We start from the raw sequence: 18,677 nt of genomic DNA, 5'->3' as shown, positions 1-18,677 counted from the left end.
ATACTGGCTTAAATTTTAAGCTTGATGAATTAACGTAACGATCATAAACATAAAGTCATTAGCACTTTATCTTCAACACACTCCGCGCGTTATTTTCAACGCTCGCAGAGTCGCAAGCTGATTTAGTCGTTATGGCGTTTGCCTGAACGTTTCAGCTTTTCATTAGCCAGTTTGGCTTCTTTCTCGGCTTCTTTTATGGCCATGATGCGGGCGACTTCAATCTTCTCAAGCTCGGCCATCGCTGGCGTTTCTAACGAAAGGAGGCCGATTTTGCCTGAGCGGTATTCATGCAGCAATAACTCAGATGCCTTGTGCATATCAATGCGACCACCGGGACGTAGCGCTCCACGTTTACGGCCGATTTCCTCGAGAAGTGCGACATCATCCTTGGGTAATTCACTTAAGTTATAGCGCTCACAAATCTCTTTTGGATAAGCGGTTAAGAAATACTTAGCAGCGAACAGGGCCACATCTTCATATTCCATTGCAGTATCTTTAATGGCGCCAGTGACGGCGAGGCGATAGCTGCTCGCTTCGTTATCCACTTTGGGCCACAAAATCCCTGGGGTGTCCGAGAGTACGATACCGTTACGTAAATTGATCCTTTGCTGGGTTTTGGTGACCGCAGGTTCGTTACCGGTTTTGGCGATAACACGGCCAGCTAAGGTATTGATGATGGTGGATTTCCCTACGTTGGGGATCCCCATGATCATAGTGCGAATGTCTTTTTCGGTTTTATCGCGACTCGGCACTAACTTACGGCAGATATCAGGGATCTTTTTCACCATTGCCGCTTGCAGTGTGGTGATCGCGGTGGCTTTTACGCCTTGTTCGCGTTCTAAGTATTCAATCCATTGCGCTGTGATCTCTGGATCGGCCAGATCGGATTTATTGAGCAGTTTGATACAAGGTTTGTCGCCTCGAAGCTGAGCCACCATGGGGTTTTCGCTACTGTAGGGAATACGCGCGTCCAGCACTTCGATAACAAGATCGACCTGAGGCATTGCCTCTTCAATCTCTTTGCGTGCCTTGTGCATATGCCCTGGATACCACTGAATTGCCATGATAACGCCTTGTCCTAAATAACTTAAAGAACGGCTATTCTACCTTGAAGGTGGCGAATGTCATAAAAAAAGCGCCCTAAGGCGCTTTAATCGCTTAATCCTTGACTGTCTCTTGCGATTATCTCTCGGATTAATGGGCGGTATTCGGGGGTTAAATAACGCCAAGCTCGCGCAGTCTTTCCATCAAATAACTGTCGGCGGTATAACGCTCAGACAGCACGACAGCAGGGTTTGGATGCAAAAATAACGGCAAAGAGATCCGTGGTTTGGTTTTATCCGTACCTTCAGGATTGATGACGCGATGTGACGTCGATGGGAAATAACCGCCAGACGCTTCCTGTAGCATGTCACCGATATTGATAATGATGCTGCCAAAATCGCTGGGGACATCTAACCAAGTGCCATCTTTGGCTTTCACTTGCAGCCCTGGCTCATTGGCCGCAGGTAACACTGTGATAAGGTTAATATCTTCATGGGCTGCTGCGCGAATGGCGCCCATTTCTTCACTGCCTGTCATCGGTGGGTAATGCAGAATGCGCAGCAAGGTTTTTTGGCTGTTGGCGATCATTTCTGGCAATGGGATCGAAAACTTGGCTTTTACGTCTTCTGGAGAGTAGGTTTCAATCCACTCTAAAAGCTCAGCGGCTAGCGCGTTGGCTTTGTCATAATAGGCGAGAATATTGGCACGCAGTGAATCGGGGATCCGCCCCCAAGGGTACACGTGGTAATACTCTTTAATGTCTTTGACTGTGTTGCCTTTGGCAGTTTCAGAAATCGATGCGGGGAAGAAACCGTCGTGGGTTTCCTTTTTAAACATGTAGTCGTTTTTGGCTTCTGAATTAAAAAAGGCTTGCCACTCGGTGTAGATGTCTTCAACTAAGCGCTTATCAATCGGATGATTAGATAAAACACCAAAGCCAGTTTCCCTAAGTGATTCAACGAATTGCTGGGCACTGTTTTCAGCGCGGTAATCAATGGTTTCTAATTTCATTGTGGTTTCTACTTGTTATATTTAGTTGTAATTTGACCCGCAGCAAGTGTAGCCGTGCGCTTGAGCGGGTGCAAATACTCCGCGAGGGTGAGTGAGAGCAACTGCTGTATTTTCGGTCATTTATGCTGTCGCTTAATGCGCACTGATTTAAATGCTTAGATTAGGACTGACTTAAGTGGCAAGATTTTAGCCGTTAAACCCGTTAGTATGGGTTATTGGATGTGTTGTGATTAGATTTGTTGTGATTGGGATTGATGTCAGCCGCATTTTGAAGCCGAGTGCAAGATATCTTGCTTGGAGTGGGTCTTATGTTGGCTTTTTATGGAACAGCTGCTTAATCAACTTAATCAAAGAGTATCAAAATAGACAACGACGTGAGTCGAAAGGGCATTAATATGAACAAACTGACCGATTTTGAACGCTATGTTATCGAAGAAAAAGGCACTGAACGACCATTTAGTGGTGAGTATTATGATCATGATGCCAAGGGTTTGTATTTATGCAAAAAATGCCATGCGCCCTTGTACCGCTCTGAGCATAAATTTAATGCCCATTGTGGCTGGCCAGCTTTCGATGATGAAATCGCCGGCGCTGTAACTCGCCATGTTGACGCCGATGGCCGCAGAACCGAGATTGTCTGTAGCCAGTGTGGTGGCCATTTAGGCCATGTTTTTGAAGGTGAGATGTTAACCCCCAATAATATTCGTCACTGTGTTAACTCCGTTTCTATGGTTTTCAAAGGGATGGATGATGCTGTTGAACCAGCATCGAACAGCTTTGCAACTTTTGGCGCTGGGTGTTTTTGGTGCGTCGAGGCGATTTTTAAAAGCCTAAAAGGCGTGGTGAACGTGACTTCTGGCTATGCTGGCGGTGATGCCCATGACGCCGATTATAAATCGGTTTGCTCGGGCCAAACTGGCCATGCAGAGGTGGTGCATATCGAGTTCAACCCAGAGGAAATTGATTTTACGACGCTGTTGCAGGTCTTTTTTGAGAGTCATGATCCGACCACGCTCAATCGTCAAGGCAATGATAAGGGGCCACAATATCGCTCTGTGGTGTTTGCCCATAATGCCGAGCAGATTGAGCAAACCACCGCTATGTTGACTCAGTTAGCGGCGGCTAAGGTTTTTGATGCGCCTATTGTGACCCAAGTGTCAGCATTTGAGACGTTTTATCCCGCTGAAAATTATCACAATGATTACTTTGCTTTACACGGTGAGCAACCTTATTGTCAGATGGTCGTGCGCCCTAAAGTCGAAAAAGTGAAAGCCTTGTTTGCACGATTGCAAAAAGCTTAAGCAATTCAACGCAGGATGCTAAATACAAAAACGCCACCGATAAAGGTGGCGTTTTTAATCGATTTTTTAATGTCCGCAACGGTCGTTACCGAGGTAACTATCTACTCTCGGCTAACCACTGGGCGTATTGTTTGGTGTAATAGCTGACAATCAAATCCGCTCCCGCACGCTTTAAGCCGACAAAGGTTTCTGTCACCACTGCACGCTCATCCAACGCACCTGCAAGGGCGGCAAACTTGATGCCTGCATATTCGCCGCCGACTTGATAGGCGGCGAGTGGCAAGTGGGTTTCTTGTCTTAAACGGCTTAACACATCTAAGTAGGGCGTACCCGGTTTAACCATCAGGATATCGGCGCCTTCGGCTTCATCTAATGAGGCTTCTAACAGGGCTTGGCGACCGTTGGCATAATCAAGCTGATATCCCTTGCGGTTACCACTGAGTTCACAATCGACCGCGGCTCTAAAAGGACCGTAGAAGGAAGAGGCGAATTTTGCCGAGTGAGCCAGAATCGCCACATGTTCAAAACCTGCGGCATCAAGCCCTTGGCGAATGGCTTTCACTTGACCGTCCATCATGGCCGATGGCGCTAACATGTCGGCGCCCGCTTTGGCGGCTGTTATCGATTGCTTAACTAAATTTTCGACGGTGAGGTCGTTGCAGACTTCATTATTGTGCACCACGCCGCAATGGCCGTGATCTGTGTATTCACAAAAACAAATGTCGGGGATCACCATCATCTCAGGCACGGCGGCTTTAATGGTGCGCACCATACGGGCGAGCAAGCCATTGTCATCCCATGTGTCGCTGCCTTTATCATCCTTAGTGTGCGAAATCCCAAAGGGCATTACATAACGGATCCCGAGGGCGTAAAGTTCGCGTACTTCTTCCGCCAGTGCACTCTCTGGTAAACGGCTGATGCCAGGTAGCGTGGAGATAGGCACTGCGTGGGTGATGTGCTCTTCAATGAACAGGGGATGGATGAGATCGCTTAACGAAATATGGGTTTCGCGCAGCAGATCGCGCATCGCTTCTGAACTACGTAAGCGTCTTAGGCGACGCAATGGAGGCGTGTTTAACATGAAATATCCTTATCGAAGGCGGGTTAATGCAATCGTACAATAGTAAAGGAATGGCAAGGAATGAATTCAATCCAGACTTGTCTGCTCTGACAAGCAAAGTTGAAAAAGTTTCCCCAAGCTGGCGGTATTCCTTAATGAGTTTATCGATCATTGACTTAGATCACATAAATCCATCAAGTCCTGATTTGCTACTGGATATCATGCGGGCGCTATTTTAGCTGACTTGCTTGCTTAGCCCTTTGTTTTCGGGCATTTGATGTTATTATTTGCGCCAGTTTACTCATGGCATATTCGCACAATACCGAAATGGTCAATTTGATGCGAAATCTTGCCCGCTAATCCGGTTTTGAAATGACAATAACACACGAACACTCTGCTTGTATTCTTGCCTTAGACACTTGTACCGAATCCTGCTCAGCTGCGCTGCAATATCAAGGTCAGATTTATGCTGAACTTGCCGATGCGCCGCGTGAACACAGCCAGCGTCTGTTGCCTATGGTCGATTCAGTGCTCAAGCAAGCGGGCATTAGCTTAGATAAAGTGGCGGCGATTGCCTATGGTCGTGGTCCTGGCAGTTTTACGGGGATCCGTATCTGCACTAGCATGACCCAAGGTCTGGCACTGGGGTTAGATTTGCCTGTGATTGGTATTTCAACCTTAGCGGCTATGGCACAAATGGCCATTAGCGAGCATCAAGCCGAGCAAGTGCTGTGTGCCATTGATGCGCGCATGGGTGAAGTGTATTGGGGGCAGTTTGTGGCCGTCGATGGTATTGCGACATTAGTCGGTAAAGAAGTGGTCAGTGCGCCTGCCAACGTACAACTTCAGCTTGATACTGAAGCGCCCATTGTGGCTTGCGGCACCGGTTTTGATGCTTATCCTGATTTACTGGCACTCGGCAAAGGGATTTTAGCTCTCGACGCCGTGAAATATCCCGATGCAAGGGCTATGCTGATATTGGCTGAGACAGGTATCAAAGCAGGGCTGACAACTTCGGTCGATGAGCTTGAACCTGTATATTTACGTGATACAGTCACATGGGAAAAGTTACCCGGTCGTGAATAAGCTGTTCTTTGCCTGAGTATCTGCGATAGAATCTCAGGCAATTAATGCTAAGCATTCTTTACGATGAATGGCTTAACGATGAATGGCTTAACGATGAATAGTGCAAACTTAAGGCTTCTTGATGCAAGTTAATGTGAATCAAATGAGTTTGACGAATGCTGTAGCGAGTAATAGACCCGCTATCGCTCAGGGGCTAACCGCACCTGAATCGTCACGCCCAGTGATTGATCAAGATGCCGTCGAAGCCCTTAGTTTAGAGACTCAGCCTAAAAGTAAAAGCGCAGCCGGAAATTTACAGTCAAGGCTCGGCGCCCACCTAGAGTATGAGCAAGACACGCGTGGCCATCAGGGGGCGATAGCCCAATATTTACAAACTCAACATGCCGCCAAACGCGATGAAATTCAGCAAATGGTTGGCGTGGACTTGTATGCTTGAACATCAACAAAAGCCTCCCCGTTCTACCTCGCGATTTTCCTCTTCTAAATTAACAGGTTTAGCCGCCAGCGGTGTGCCAAGCCGAGGCTTGTTTATTATCGAGCTGGTGGTGGCGTTACTCATCACTCGCATTCCCTATTTAAGCGTGCCGTTTAAATGGCTTGAAAGCTATTTCCATGAATTATCCCACGGCATTGCGACGATATTAAGCTCGGGCGTGGTCAGCCATATTCAGTTGTTTCCTAACGGCGCAGGCTTTTGTTTTAGCCAAGGCGGTTCGCCGATGTTGATTGGTTTTGCTGGGTATTTTGGCGCGGCCTGTTGGGGATATTTAATCTACTTGCTCGCGACTTGGCCAAAGGGGATCCGCGTGAGTTTTGCCTTGCTGGGCGCTTTAGTGGTGCTAAGCGGCTTGCTTTGGGGCCGAGATATCCTCACACTAGCGATCTTAGCCGTACTCACTATTATTTTGTTGCTACCGCTTAAACTCAGTCAAAACAAGATGCTGACCCAGTTTCTACGTATTATTGGCTTGATGATTATGCTCAATGCGCTGGCAAGTCCAACTGTGTTGCTCGGGCTTGATGGCCAAGGTGATGCGGTGATGTTGGCCGAGCGTTCTTGGATCCCCGCGTGGATTTGGGTGGGACTCTGGTTATTGACTAGTGCTTGCGCCTTGTATTTTGCGTGGCGCCGTGTCGATAACGCTGCGAGTCGTTAGTCATCAAGGTCATTTAATACCTCAGGCGTATTGTGTTTCCTCTAGACGTTTTTCCGCTTTGCGCTTTATTGGTTTAGATAAAGGTGAATTGACTCATCACTTTGAGCCATAACCACTTATGTTACTCAAACCTAGGTTTTACGACTTCTATTCCTTGGATTTTTGACCATTGGCTGCTAGCTTAAGCCTTCGGTATCCATGGAGAATTACAATGAAAAAAGTCACCTTAGTTGCCAGTCTATTGCTTGCTGGTTTATGTTCGAGTGTTACCTACGCCGATGAAAGTTTAGATAAAGTCTTAAAAAGCGATTTTCGTCAGGCTAAAAATGCCAGCCGTGACGTTTATCGTCATCCCGCTGAAACCTTAAGTTTTTTTGGTATTACCCCAACACAAACTGTGATTGAACTCTGGCCAGGTAATGGTTGGTATAGCGAAATATTAGGGCCTTATTTAGCCAAAGAAGGCCAATATATCGCCGCCAGTTTCGAAACCGCTCCGGCGACGGACACGCCTGGAAATCGCTATCGCGCTAATGCCGGCACTAAGTATGAAGCGTGGATGACGGCCAATAAAGACGTCATGGGCAATGCCAAAATGGTCACTTTCGATCCCCCAAATAAGATGGATTTAGGCGCCGATGGCAGTGCCGATCTGGTATTAACCTTCCGTAATCTTCATAACTGGGCATCAAGTGATCAGTTAGAGAATGTGTTTGCCGCGTCATATAGAGTATTGAAAGACGGCGGTGTCTTTGGTGTGGTGGAGCATAGAGCCAACGAAGGGATGAATTTTAGCACTGGCTATATGGATCAAGCGGCCATGGTTGCTCTAGCCAAAAAAGCCGGTTTCACCTTAGTTGAAAGCGCCGAAATCAATGCGAACCCCAAAGATACTAAGGATTACGCCAAAGGTGTTTGGACGCTACCGCCATCCTTTGCTTTGGGTGACACGGATAAAGAAAAATTCCAAGCGATCGGTGAAAGTGATCGTATGACACTCAAATTTGTCAAAAAATCATCTTAATTACCTGACATCAGAGGCATTATGTGGCAATCTCTCGCCCCCCAAAATCAAATCGAATTTGTATTACCTCATATTAAGGTCGCGGGCCGATTATGGGGGGCGAAGGATAAACCTTTATTACTGGCCTTGCATGGCTGGTTAGATAACGCCAACAGTTTTGAGCCCTTAGCGGCACATTTACTCGATTATCAAGTGCTCGCCATTGATTGGCCTGGACATGGTTTTTCGGCGCACAGGCCGGGGCATTATCCGCTGCATTGGATTGATTACTTGTATGATTTGGATGCACTGTTAACGGCATTACCGCAAAAGCCTGTGGCTATGGTGGGGCATTCGCTCGGTGGCATTATTGCCTCGGCGTATACGGCAACCTTCCCTGAAAAGGTCAACAAGCTGGTATTGATTGAAGCGTTAAGCCCCTTGTCTGAGTCGCCAACGCAGGCGAAAGCACGACTAAGGAAAAGCTTCTATCAACACGAGAAATATTTAACCCAGAAGCATGGGCAGGCAAAAATTTACGACAGCATAGATACCGCAGTGCGGGCGAGGGCACATTTAACAGGACTTGCCGAACCTTGGTGTAGTCTGTTGCTCGAGCGTAATATGCAACCCGAAGGTGAGGGCATAGGTTGGCGCAGTGATCCTCGATTGAGATTAGATTCACCCCAACGGCTAACCTTCGCCCAAGTTGATGCCTTGATGCAGGACATCAATATTGAAACCTTATTAGTGTGTGGCAAACAAGGATTTAGCCAGTTGCAGACCGCCATACCTAAGGCGCGAACTTGGTTCAAACATTTGTCTGAACATATAATTGAGGGCGATCATCATGTGCATATGGACAATGCTGAAGGCGTTGCACGCTTGATCCGCGAATTCGTTAAATAGGCTGCCTTTGCCGCCCTAAAAAAGACGCTAGGTTTTTTGTTTTTTTTATGTGATGATGATCAAAATTAAAACGCTCGTATGATTTATGACGAGTCAATCAATAACTATAAAATGTAAGCCGGTATTTTAACTCGGTATTTATCGAGTATTGACGCTTGTATGGATATTGTTTCCGCAGTTGTGGGGATTTAGGAGAGAGTTGTGGATCAGCCTTGGATTAATCATTTGCCAAAAGATGTGCCTGCTGAAATTAATGTGGAGCAGTACTCATCGCTTGTTGATATGTTCGAAACAGCGGTGGCTAAGTATGAAGATCAACCTGCATTTATTAACATGGGTGCCACGCTAACCTATCGTAAATTGGAAGAACGCAGCCGTGCATTCGCCGCGTATCTACAAAATGAATTAAAGCTTGAAAAGGGCGATCGTGTCGCCTTAATGATGCCAAACCTGTTGCAATACCCGATTGCACTGTTTGGTGTTTTACGTGCCAGTATGGTGGTCGTTAACGTTAACCCGCTATATACCCCGCGCGAACTTAAACATCAGTTGATTGACTCGGGCGCCAAAGCCATCGTTGTCGTGTCAAACTTCGCCCGTACCTTAGAAGAAGTTGTCGAACAAACGCCCGTTGAAAGCGTCATTATCACCAGTTTAGGTGACCAATTAAGTGCTCCAAAACGCACCTTAGTGAACTTTGTGGTGAAGTACATTAAGAAGTTAGTGCCTAAATACGACTTACCCCACGCCCTATCGATGCGCGACACCTTATCAACCGGTCGTCGCATGCAATACATCAAGCCTGAAGTGACTAACGACGACTTAGCGTTTTTGCAATACACAGGTGGCACAACTGGGGTGTCTAAAGGCGCTATGTTGACCCATGGCAATATTGTCGCCAACGTATTGCAGGCCGATGGCGCTTATTCGCCCGCCTTAAACGATGGCAGCGAGTTTGTGGTAACGGCTTTGCCGCTGTATCACATCTTCGCGTTGACCGTGAATTGCCTGCTGTTTTTGCACAAAGGCAGCCAGAACTTACTCATCACCAATCCTCGTGATATCCCAGGATTTGTTGCCGAGTTGAAAAAGTATCCTTTCACTGCATTGACTGGGGTAAACACCTTGTTTAACGCGTTAGTGAACAGTGATGATTTTTCCCAGTTGGATTTTTCGCGCTTAAAACTCTCTATCGGTGGCGGCATGGCGGTACAAAAAGCCGTCGCGGATAAATGGCAAGCCATCACTAAGACCCGTTTACTCGAAGGTTATGGTCTGACCGAAGCCTCACCTTTATTAACCTGTTGTCCATATAATTTAGATGGTTACAACGGTTCAATTGGTTTCCCTGCACCTTCGACACTTATTCAAATCCGTGACGATGACGGCAAGGCATTAGCCCAAGGCGAAACCGGTGAACTGTTCGGTAAAGGTCCTCAGGTAATGAAAGGCTATTGGCAACGTCCTGAAGAAACTGCCAAAGTGATTGATACCGACGGCTGGTTAGCCACGGGCGATATTGGTTACATGGATGAGAAAGGGTTCTTCTATATTGTCGATCGTAAGAAAGACATGATCTTAGTTTCAGGCTTTAACGTATTTCCTAATGAAGTCGAAGAAGTGGTCGCACTGCATCCTAAAGTGATTGAAGTGGCCGCTGTTGGTGTACCAAACGACGCCAGTGGTGAGTTAGTGAAGGTATTTGTGGTGGCAAAAGATAAATCTTTAACCGCTGAAGACATCATTAAGCACTGCCGTATTCATTTAACGGGATATAAAGTACCGAAGCTGGTAGAATTTAGGAACGAGTTACCTAAAACCAACGTGGGTAAAATCTTGCGACGAGAGCTTAGAGACGAAGCTAAGCGCGCGTAAGATTGAAGCCGGCATTTGCCGGCTTTTGTTTTTATGGACTGTGATTGACCCACAGGATCTGGAGAAGAATTTGTCAGCGTTTCAATATGTGAGTGATGAAGCAAGCCTTAATGCCCTCGTTGCCCAATATAAACAGAGTAAGATACTCGTGTTAGATACCGAGTTTGTTCGTACTCGTACTTATTATGCCAAGTTAGGTTTGATCCAAGCCTATGATGGTAAAACCTTAGCTTTGATTGATCCTGTGGCTTTACCTGATTTAGCCCAGTTTTGGGCGCTGTTATCGGACCCTAATATCGTTAAGCTTGTGCATTCCTGCAGTGAAGACTTAGAAGTTTTTGCGCACTATGGCAAATGTCAGCCTACGCCTTTGTTTGATAGCCAAATTGCCGCCTCTTTGTGTGGTATGGGCCACGGTGTGGGTTATGCCAAGTTAGTTGAAACTTGCCTTGGTGAAGTAATCGATAAAGGTGAATCGCGTACAGATTGGATCCGTCGTCCTTTAACGGAAGCCCAGTTAAGCTACGCCGCCAATGACGTCCTGTATTTGTATCAGCTCTATCCTCAACTTGAAGCGAAACTCAGCGCCCAAGGGCGTTTAGCTTGGTTATACGAGGAAGGGGAAAGGATGACTCAGGGCAGGCTTGCCGATCCTGATCTCGACACGGCTTATTTGAAAGTGAAAAATGCTTTCCAACTGACCGAAATCCAATTGGCTTACCTTAAAGTGCTTGCTAAGTGGCGTCTTGAAAAAGCCTTAGTGCGTGATTTAGCCCTAGGTTTTGTGGTCAAAGATCATGGCCTTATCGCATTAGCGAAGAAGCAACCTAAATCCTCGGCTGACTTGTTTAAGCTCAATGATTTGACTGAGCAAGAAAAACGTATCCACGGCAAAGATCTATTACGTGTGCTGCAAACCGCTGATTTGGTCAATTTACCCGAATTAGTGGATGTGTTGGCGTTGAAGTCGGGCTACAAATCGGCCTTTAAGGCGATTAAAAGCTGCTTAGTCGAGTTATGCGAACAGCATGATGTGCCGCAGGAAATGCTCGGTTCTAAACGTCATATCCATGAGTTTTTGCAATGGCGTTGGGATAAGCAACAAGGGGATTTGCCCGCGGTGTTATGCGGATGGCGGGGCGAGATTGCCGCTGAGTCCCTAGCTAAGCTTGAGGTCTAAGGCTTTTAATCTAGTATTTAAATCTTGCGCGTGAAGTCTTGTACTTTATGCGCAGCATTTAAGCTGGAAAACAGCCAACAAAAAGCGTCATCTTCCACAGAAGATGACGCTTTTTGCGTAATCGACTTATCTGTCAGGCAATGTGACGTTAAGTTCGAGTACCGACAGGTTCGCGTCGTTTTGATCTAACTGCACAGAAACTTGATCATCAGAAATCTGCACATATTTGCGAATAACGGCGATGATCTCTTGTTTCATCTGCGGGAAGTAATCGGGAGTGTCCCTTTGTCCACGTTGATGAGCCACAATGATCTGTAGGCGCTCTTTAGCCATTACCGCAGTGCTAGGCTTTTTCTTGCTTTTGAAATAGTCGAGTAAAGACATAATTAGCTACCAAATATCCGTTGTAAGAAACCTTTCTTTTCTTCCGTAATAAAGCGTACTGGTACATCTTCGCCCAGTAAACGTGCAACTGTGTCACTGTAGGCTAAACCTGCATCACTTTCTTGATCGATAATCACAGGCACGCCTGAGTTAGAGGCTTTCAGTACCGATTGTGATTCAGGGATCACGCCCAGTAATTCAATGGCCAGAATCTCTTTCACGTCGTCGACACTCAACATTTCGCCCGATTTTACACGGCTCGGTGAATAACGAGTCAGCAATAAGTATTCTTTGATTGGCTCAAGATTTAGCTCGGCACGACGGGATTTGCTCTGCAGCATCCCTAAAATACGGTCTGAATCGCGCACTGAACTGACTTCTGGGTTCGTGGTCACAATGGCGATGTCGGCAAAATACAGTGCCATCATAGCGCCTTGCTCAATCCCCGCAGGTGAATCACACAGGATAAACTCAAAGTCTTTGGCTAAATCGTCCAGCACACGGCCGACGCCTTCTTTAGTCAGCGCATCTTTATCGCGAGTCTGTGAAGCGGGTAACACGAATAACTTGTCGCAGCGTTTATCTTTGATCAGCGCTTGATTTAAATTGGCTTCACCATTGATCACATTGACGAAGTCATAAACCACACGACGCTCACAACCCATGATCAAGTCTAAATTCCGTAAACCAATATCGAAATCGATAACGACTGTCTTGTGTCCTTGCATGGCAAGACCGGTCGCAATCGCAGCACTCGATGTGGTTTTACCTACGCCGCCTTTACCTGAAGTGACAACAATAATTTGTGCCATGTTTCTCTCTATCCTTTGTTCTGCCATTTAGAGGGGCAATGATTCAACCATAAGCGACTCACCGTCTAGGCGAATGCAGCCGCTTTTATCTGAGCTATGTTGTTGTAGATTTTCAGCGAGCCAATATTGCCCTGCTATTGAAACGAGTTCGGCCTCCAGAGAGTGGGCTATGATGACGGCACTGGTATCGCCCGCCGCGCCTGCCATGGCTTTCCCTCGCAATGCGCCATAGATATGAATGCTACCATCTGCGATGACTTCTGCGCCATTGCCTACCGCACCAAATATGATTAAATCACCATTTTTTGCGTAGACTTGTTGGCCTGAACGAATATTTTGCTTCACTATCTTAGTTTGGCGCGGTGCTGGCGGTGGCGTACTGCTCTGTTTTCCGGCTTTGACTATGGCAAGGCCTAAGTCTTTGGCCTGTTTACTGAGTACGGTTGTCGCGCCCGTTATGCCAACAATCACTAATTGACGTGAGATCAGCAGATCCTTTAACGCACTTAAATTTAAGCTGTCGTGTTGGATCGCACTCAGATTGACGACTAAAGGAGCACCCAGAAAAAACTGAGGAGCTTGTGCCAACTTACTGTCTAATTCAGTCATGACAGCTTGTAAATCGCTGCTATTAATATGAAGCACTGAAAGAGTAAAAGAAGCGCCTTTTAACTCTAAGCTAGGTTTTGACATCCCGGCACTATTCTCCAGAAATCATCAGTCGGTTCGCTGATTTTACAATTAAATTACTAGGCGACCATGTTATAGTGTGCCCCATTGACTGGCAAGTTTGAACTATTGGATATTTGTACTCTTATGCTATGTGCCGTTTATAAAAGTAGCCGAAAGGCTGATACTTATTTATTTGTGAAGAAAAGAGATTGTTTTGATGATGTTCCAGCGCCTTTGATGGAAATGTTCGGCGTGCCAAAGCTGGTGATGGTGTTTCCTATTGCGAAACGTGACGCGTTAGGCATGGCAGATATTCAAAAGGTAAGAGCTGCGATGGAAGAAAACGGCTTTTATTTACAAATTCCACCACCTCAGGTGAATTTATTGGCAGAGCATAAGCTCAGTCTTGGGATCAAAGATTAAGCCAATAGCATAAAAATAACAGGAAGGTATATGCATCGATACCGTGCTTATCGAACCCAAGCTTATCAAATCAATGCTTACCCAGTTAAGGTTTGTCACTTTGGGGTTTATCAGAATAAGCATTATCGACTCGCCGCATATATCTTCGCTCCCATCAGGGCATTTGTCTGTTTCATCATTTGGCTGAGTGCGTGCAGTTTGCCAGCCATGGCGCAGCAGTCGGACGAGAAAATCAGCTTTAGTGATTATTTAATTCAGTTAAAGCAAGAAGCCCGTCTTCAGGGCATCAGCCAAACGACCTTAGATTTAGCCTTTCCCCAGATCAAACTCTTCAAAAAAGCTCGAGCGACAGACAGCCTCCAGACTGACAAAACTCACAACCTCGATACTTATCTCGCCGACACTGTGCCCGAGTGGAAAGTTGACACCGCACGTGTACTATTTAAAGAGCATGAACAACAACTCAACGCCATCGCCAGCCAATACGCTGTTCAGCCACGCTTCTTAGTCGCGCTCTGGGGGCTTGTCTCCGACTTTGGTGAAGCTTCTGGCGATTATCCTGTGCTATCTGTGACGGCGTCACTGGCCTTTGGCGGCGAGCGCGAAGCTTTCTTCAAAAAAGAGTTTATGGCAGCGCTCAGCATAATGGATAAAGATCATATCGGTTTTCAAGATCTTAAAAGTCGTTGGAATGGCGCCATGGGACAAACGCAGCTGATGCCAACGGATTATCTTGCCTATGGGCAGGACGGCGATGGCGACGGTAAGAAAGACATTTGGCACAACACACAAGATGCGTTTGCCTCCGCGGCGTATTTGCTACAGCAACTCGGTTGGAACGGCAATGATACTTGGGGGCGACAGGTACAAGTGCCCGCAACGCTTGATTTGGCAGTCGCTGGATTAGATAAACCCCAGTCCTTAGCCCAGTGGCAAACTCTCGGTATTCGCAAGTTTGATCATACCGATTTGCCGTCCCGCGAAGACATCAACGCCTCGCTAATCATGCCCGATGGTGTTACCGGTCGAAAATACCTCGTTTATGGCAATTACCGCGCATTAATGCACTGGCAGAATACCGATTATTTCGGGATTTCTGTCGCGCATCTGTCCGAGAGAATAAAGTATCCGCCGATAAACTAGTGTAAAATAGCCCGCATTAAGCGGGCTTTTTATTGAGAAGATACAGTTAATCATGGCATTTTGGCAGAGCAAAACATTAGCGCAGATGAGCGCAACCGAGTGGGAATCCCTGTGTGACGGTTGTGGTAAATGTTGTTTAAACAAGTTGATAGATGATGAAACCGAAGACTTGTATTACACCAATGCGGCCTGCCTTTTGCTCGATCATCAAACGGCGGGCTGTCAGCATTACAGTGACCGTTTCACCCATGTCCCGCAATGTACTGTGATCACGATTGATAATATCCATGAGTTAACTTGGCTTCCCGACAGCTGCGCATATCGCCGCTTAGCGGCAGGACGTGAGCTACCGAGCTGGCATCCGCTGCTGACTGGCTCTAAAGAAGCGATGCATTTAGCGGGCATGTCGATCCAAGGTAAAGTAGTCGATGAAAGACGCGTGAAGGATATTGAAGATCATATCGTGCTATGGCCACTCAAAGATGTGGATTAACAGACGTAGATTAATTTTTACCGTCGCGTTGTCGATTGGACAGTGACCGTCAGAATGAAAAAACAACTAGGGAGCGATTATCGCTCCCTTGTGCATTTTGGGTGTTAAGTTAATTTAAACTTCGTCAAATAACCCTCGACTAGATTTTTAATCCCACCATCAACTGATCAAGTTGCCCAGCTGTTGCTTGCAGCTCATCACAACCTGAAACCGACTGGTTCGCCGATTGCTCCACATCGTGGGACTGGTTACGAATTTCCATCAGGTTAGTCGCAATCTCGTTGGCTACAGCCGATTGTTCTTCGGCCGAGGTGGCGATTAGTACACTCATTTCAAACACTTTATTACTGTGGTGGGCGATAAACTCTAAGTCTTTGCCCGTTTGCAGTACATGTTGTTTGCCTTCATTCGCTTGATTCACAGTACGCGACATCACTTGTGTCAGGTTGCGCGTGCCAGATTGCAGCGATTCGATCATGGTTTTGATCTCAACCGTCGCGGCTTGAGTGCGGCCCGCTAAGGTACGTACTTCATCGGCGACCACGGCAAAACCACGACCTTGTTCACCGGCGCGCGCCGCTTCAATCGCCGCGTTGAGGGCGAGTAGGTTGGTCTGCTGGGAAATCGCATTAATGGTTGATACCACTTCATCAATTTTACTGGCGTTGTCATTGAGTACGCCCACCGCATTCGAGGCTGAGGAGATCTCATCCGATAACACATCGATGGCTTTGACTGTGGTTTCAATGTCTTTACCGCCCGCGCTAACTTGTTGATTAGCCTCTTGGGTTTCGGCAGAAGATTGCTCGGCATTGCGGGCGACTTCCTTCACTGCGGCGGTCATTTCTTCCATCGCCGTCGCTAGGGAGTCCAAATGTTGTCTTTGGTTCACCGCCAAGGATTGACCTTGCTGCGCTGTGCTACGAAACGAGGACACTACCTCGCGGATTTTCGTTGTCGACTCGGCGATTTGTTTCACTAACAGATGCTGACGCTCCACTAAGGCATCAATGCTGATAGCTAAGATACTGAATTCGTCCTTTACCTCGAAGAAGTTTAAACGTCCGGTTAAGTCACCCGATGCGGCGCGTTTTAATGCCATCACTGTGGTATAAAGTGCGCCGCCCACAAAGGTTGAAATGTAGTAACTAAATAAAAATAACACGAACAGAAGCGCCGCCATCAGGCCGTAAACCAGCAGGTTATCTTTGGCGAGCAAGGCATCAATTTCTTTGCTGTCTAAGGGAATAATCGTGATCAGGTTTTGATCGTTAACGCGACTCACAGCTCTAGGTTGCTTACCGCTATCATCAATACCGCCACCGCTGCGAGCTAAGGATTGCGCTTTGCTGTCGGCTTCATTCACCGAAACAATGCTGACATTGCCTTTGATTTCACGGCTTAGCTGGCTAAGGATAGCTTGGCGTTCTTGCTCTGGTAGTTTGTTATATAAGGTGCCCGTGACTTGGTTGATTTGTTGTGACGCATTTTGTAGACCGTTGAGCTGTCCTTGCACTAAGGTTTGCTGGGATTGGTTATCAAGAAAAATCGCCAGTCCAACAATCATTAGCATGGGAACGATAGAGAGAATAGCGAATTTAGTTTTTAAGGTCATATGGATAAGATATTGATCTATCCAGCGAAACTTTACTTCTTTCATGAGTGCCTCGATAAAATGGGCTGTGAACCGAATGTATATCGGTCAGTTTGCCATAGACTTGATAGTTTTCTGTTTTGTAATGATTTATATCTCTAATGTAGTCTAATTGCAGTCGTTATTGTGTTGTTTGCTGCAATTTTGGCAGGGTACAGGCATTAGTTTACAGTTTAGTTACAAATGCTGCTAGTGGCTGAATAGAGAACTTGTTTCGGTCAGAATTGAGGTTTGGATTTCACCTTGAGCAAAACTCAGGCTCTGAACTGGGGTAACACATGAATTTGCATGATAAAAACCCCCAATAAGCCCTAGTAATATGGCGCTCGCTCGCGTAAAATTTCTATCCTTTTATTTCGTTATAGCTAGCAAAGCGTCTGGCATTAACGCCCGATAACCTGAGCACCCAAATAGCCTGAAAGTTTGGCGCCCATAGCACTTGTTTATCAAGCGCGACTATGCAGTGGAAGAGAAAATGCAGCAGTTAACTGAGATCGTAGAACAAGCCTTAGTCATTATTGACCAGGCCAGTGATCTAAAAGCACTGGATGATATCCGTGTCGATTACCTGGGTAAGAAAGGTAAGATCACCGACATGATGAAAATGATGGGTAGCTTAAGCCCTGAAGAAAAGCCAGCCTTTGGCCAAGCGGTCAATGATGCTAAACAGGCGATTCAACAAAAATTAACTGAGCGCATCGATGGTCTGAAGAGTTCTGAACTGGAAGCCAAATTAATCGCTGAAAAGATTGATGTGACTTTGCCAGGCCGCACCCAAGAGATCGGTGGCTTACATCCAGTGACTCGCACCATTGAACGTATCGAAACCTTTTTCGGGGAATTAGGGTTCTCGGTAAAGCAGGGTCCTGAAATTGAAGATGATTTCCACAATTTCGATGCACTGAATATCTCTGAACACCACCCTGCCCGTGCCGATCATGATACCTTTTATTTCAATCCTAAACTGATGCTGCGTACCCAAACCTCGGGCGTGCAAATCCGTACTATGGAAACTGAAAAGCCACCATTACGCATTATTTCACCGGGTCGTGTTTATCGTAACGATTACGATCAAACGCATACGCCAATGTTCCACCAAGTGGAAGGGCTGTTGGTTGATGAGCATGTGAACTTTGCCGAATTGAAAGGCATTTTGCATGACTTCCTGCGTAACTTCTTCGAAGAAGATCTGCAAGTGCGTTTCCGTCCATCTTACTTCCCATTCACTGAACCTTCAGCGGAAGTGGACGTGATGGGCAAAAATGGTAAATGGCTAGAAGTGCTTGGCTGCGGTATGGTACATCCGAATGTGCTGCGCAGCGTTGGCATAGATCCAGAAAAATACTCTGGTTTTGCTTTTGGTATGGGTGTCGAGCGCTTAACTATGTTGCGTTACGGCGTAAACGATTTACGTGCGTTTTTCGAAAACGACCTACGTTTCCTAAAGCAATTTAAATAACGGAGCTGTAA

19 protein-coding genes are annotated in these 18,677 nt (G+C 46.5%); 12 read left to right on the top strand and 7 right to left on the bottom strand.

The features are described from left to right. Nucleotides 1–122: 122 nt before the first annotated feature. A complete protein-coding gene (gene ylqF, locus DYH48_RS11260; protein ID WP_107947182.1) occupies nt 123–1,064 on the bottom strand; it encodes a ribosome biogenesis GTPase YlqF in 942 nt (313 codons plus the stop codon). Between the two features lie 151 nt (nt 1,065–1,215). Then, nucleotides 1,216–2,055, bottom strand: a complete 840-nt coding sequence (locus DYH48_RS11255; RefSeq protein WP_115334818.1) for an isopenicillin N synthase family dioxygenase — start codon at nt 2,053–2,055, stop codon at nt 1,216–1,218. 395 nt (nt 2,056–2,450) lie between these two features. On the opposite strand from DYH48_RS11255, the gene DYH48_RS11250 reads away from it, so the two are divergent. Then, nucleotides 2,451–3,356, top strand: coding sequence for a bifunctional methionine sulfoxide reductase B/A protein (locus tag DYH48_RS11250; RefSeq protein WP_115334817.1), 906 nt, complete (start codon nt 2,451–2,453; stop codon nt 3,354–3,356). 97 nt (nt 3,357–3,453) lie between these two features. Here the strand turns inward: DYH48_RS11250 and hemB are convergent, their stop codons facing one another. Then, the gene (gene hemB, locus DYH48_RS11245; protein WP_115334816.1) at nt 3,454–4,437 is read right to left on the bottom strand and encodes a porphobilinogen synthase; all 984 of its coding nucleotides are present in this window, start codon (nt 4,435–4,437) and stop codon (nt 3,454–3,456) included. A 351-nt stretch (nt 4,438–4,788) separates the two neighbouring features. Between hemB and tsaB the strand changes: the two genes are divergently transcribed. The 7 genes from tsaB (at nt 4,789) to rnd (ending at nt 11,626) form a co-directional block, all read left to right on the top strand. Next, nucleotides 4,789–5,502 (top strand): tRNA (adenosine(37)-N6)-threonylcarbamoyltransferase complex dimerization subunit type 1 TsaB, encoded by a 714-nt coding sequence (gene tsaB / locus DYH48_RS11240; RefSeq protein ID WP_115334815.1) that lies wholly within the window; start codon nt 4,789–4,791, stop codon nt 5,500–5,502. A 121-nt stretch (nt 5,503–5,623) separates the two neighbouring features. Further along, nucleotides 5,624–5,938, top strand: coding sequence for a hypothetical protein (locus tag DYH48_RS11235; RefSeq protein ID WP_115334814.1), 315 nt, complete (start codon nt 5,624–5,626; stop codon nt 5,936–5,938). Further along, a complete protein-coding gene (locus DYH48_RS11230) occupies nt 5,931–6,659 on the top strand; it encodes a M50 family metallopeptidase (protein ID WP_006086386.1) in 729 nt (242 codons plus the stop codon). Before DYH48_RS11235 ends, DYH48_RS11230 begins: the two co-directional genes overlap by 8 nt. Before the next feature lie 211 nt (nt 6,660–6,870). After that, on the top strand, nt 6,871–7,683 hold the full coding sequence (locus DYH48_RS11225; RefSeq protein WP_115334813.1) for a class I SAM-dependent methyltransferase: 813 nt from the start codon (nt 6,871–6,873) through the stop codon (nt 7,681–7,683). Between the two features lie 21 nt (nt 7,684–7,704). Beyond that, nucleotides 7,705–8,571 (top strand): alpha/beta fold hydrolase, encoded by an 867-nt coding sequence (locus DYH48_RS11220; RefSeq protein WP_071938806.1) that lies wholly within the window; start codon nt 7,705–7,707, stop codon nt 8,569–8,571. A gap of 201 nt (nt 8,572–8,772) precedes the next feature. Next, nucleotides 8,773–10,446, top strand: coding sequence for a long-chain-fatty-acid--CoA ligase FadD (gene fadD, locus DYH48_RS11215; protein WP_115334812.1), 1,674 nt, complete (start codon nt 8,773–8,775; stop codon nt 10,444–10,446). A gap of 70 nt (nt 10,447–10,516) precedes the next feature. Further along, nucleotides 10,517–11,626, top strand: a complete 1,110-nt coding sequence (rnd, locus tag DYH48_RS11210; RefSeq protein WP_115334811.1) for a ribonuclease D — start codon at nt 10,517–10,519, stop codon at nt 11,624–11,626. Between the two features lie 126 nt (nt 11,627–11,752). Here rnd and minE read toward each other — a convergent pair whose 3' ends face one another. From minE to minC, 3 genes are read right to left on the bottom strand one after another with little or no spacing between them, the layout of a single operon-like run. Continuing rightward, nucleotides 11,753–12,010 (bottom strand): cell division topological specificity factor MinE, encoded by a 258-nt coding sequence (gene minE, locus DYH48_RS11205; protein ID WP_006081361.1) that lies wholly within the window; start codon nt 12,008–12,010, stop codon nt 11,753–11,755. 2 nt (nt 12,011–12,012) lie between these two features. Next, nucleotides 12,013–12,822: a septum site-determining protein MinD gene (gene minD / locus DYH48_RS11200; protein WP_006081362.1), complete on the bottom strand. Its 810-nt coding sequence runs from the start codon at nt 12,820–12,822 to the stop codon at nt 12,013–12,015. Between the two features lie 27 nt (nt 12,823–12,849). Next, the gene (gene minC, locus DYH48_RS11195; protein WP_006081363.1) at nt 12,850–13,515 is read right to left on the bottom strand and encodes a septum site-determining protein MinC; all 666 of its coding nucleotides are present in this window, start codon (nt 13,513–13,515) and stop codon (nt 12,850–12,852) included. 123 nt (nt 13,516–13,638) lie between these two features. Between minC and DYH48_RS11190 the strand changes: the two genes are divergently transcribed. Genes DYH48_RS11190 through DYH48_RS11180 form a run of 3 tightly spaced genes read left to right on the top strand, consistent with a single transcriptional unit; the run spans nt 13,639 to nt 15,553 of the window. Then, nucleotides 13,639–13,917, top strand: a complete 279-nt coding sequence (locus DYH48_RS11190; RefSeq protein WP_006081364.1) for a YcgL domain-containing protein — start codon at nt 13,639–13,641, stop codon at nt 13,915–13,917. A 30-nt stretch (nt 13,918–13,947) separates the two neighbouring features. Then, nucleotides 13,948–15,060 (top strand): lytic murein transglycosylase, encoded by a 1,113-nt coding sequence (locus DYH48_RS11185; RefSeq protein WP_115334810.1) that lies wholly within the window; start codon nt 13,948–13,950, stop codon nt 15,058–15,060. A gap of 52 nt (nt 15,061–15,112) precedes the next feature. Beyond that, a complete protein-coding gene (locus DYH48_RS11180; protein WP_006081366.1) occupies nt 15,113–15,553 on the top strand; it encodes a YcgN family cysteine cluster protein in 441 nt (146 codons plus the stop codon). 139 nt (nt 15,554–15,692) lie between these two features. On the opposite strand, the gene DYH48_RS11175 is transcribed toward DYH48_RS11180, so the two are convergent. Continuing rightward, complete coding sequence (locus tag DYH48_RS11175) at nt 15,693–17,213, bottom strand: methyl-accepting chemotaxis protein (RefSeq protein ID WP_115334809.1); 1,521 nt, start codon at nt 17,211–17,213, stop codon at nt 15,693–15,695. A 469-nt stretch (nt 17,214–17,682) separates the two neighbouring features. On the opposite strand from DYH48_RS11175, the gene pheS reads away from it, so the two are divergent. Next, complete coding sequence (gene pheS, locus DYH48_RS11170) at nt 17,683–18,666, top strand: phenylalanine--tRNA ligase subunit alpha (RefSeq protein WP_006081368.1); 984 nt, start codon at nt 17,683–17,685, stop codon at nt 18,664–18,666. Nucleotides 18,667–18,677: the final 11 nt, after the last annotated feature.

It is taken from the genome of Shewanella baltica (genome assembly GCF_900456975.1).
Classification (GTDB): Bacteria; Pseudomonadota; Gammaproteobacteria; order Enterobacterales; family Shewanellaceae; genus Shewanella; species Shewanella baltica.
Note: the sequence above shows the minus strand (reverse complement) of the source record. Positions and strands in the feature narration are given on the sequence as shown.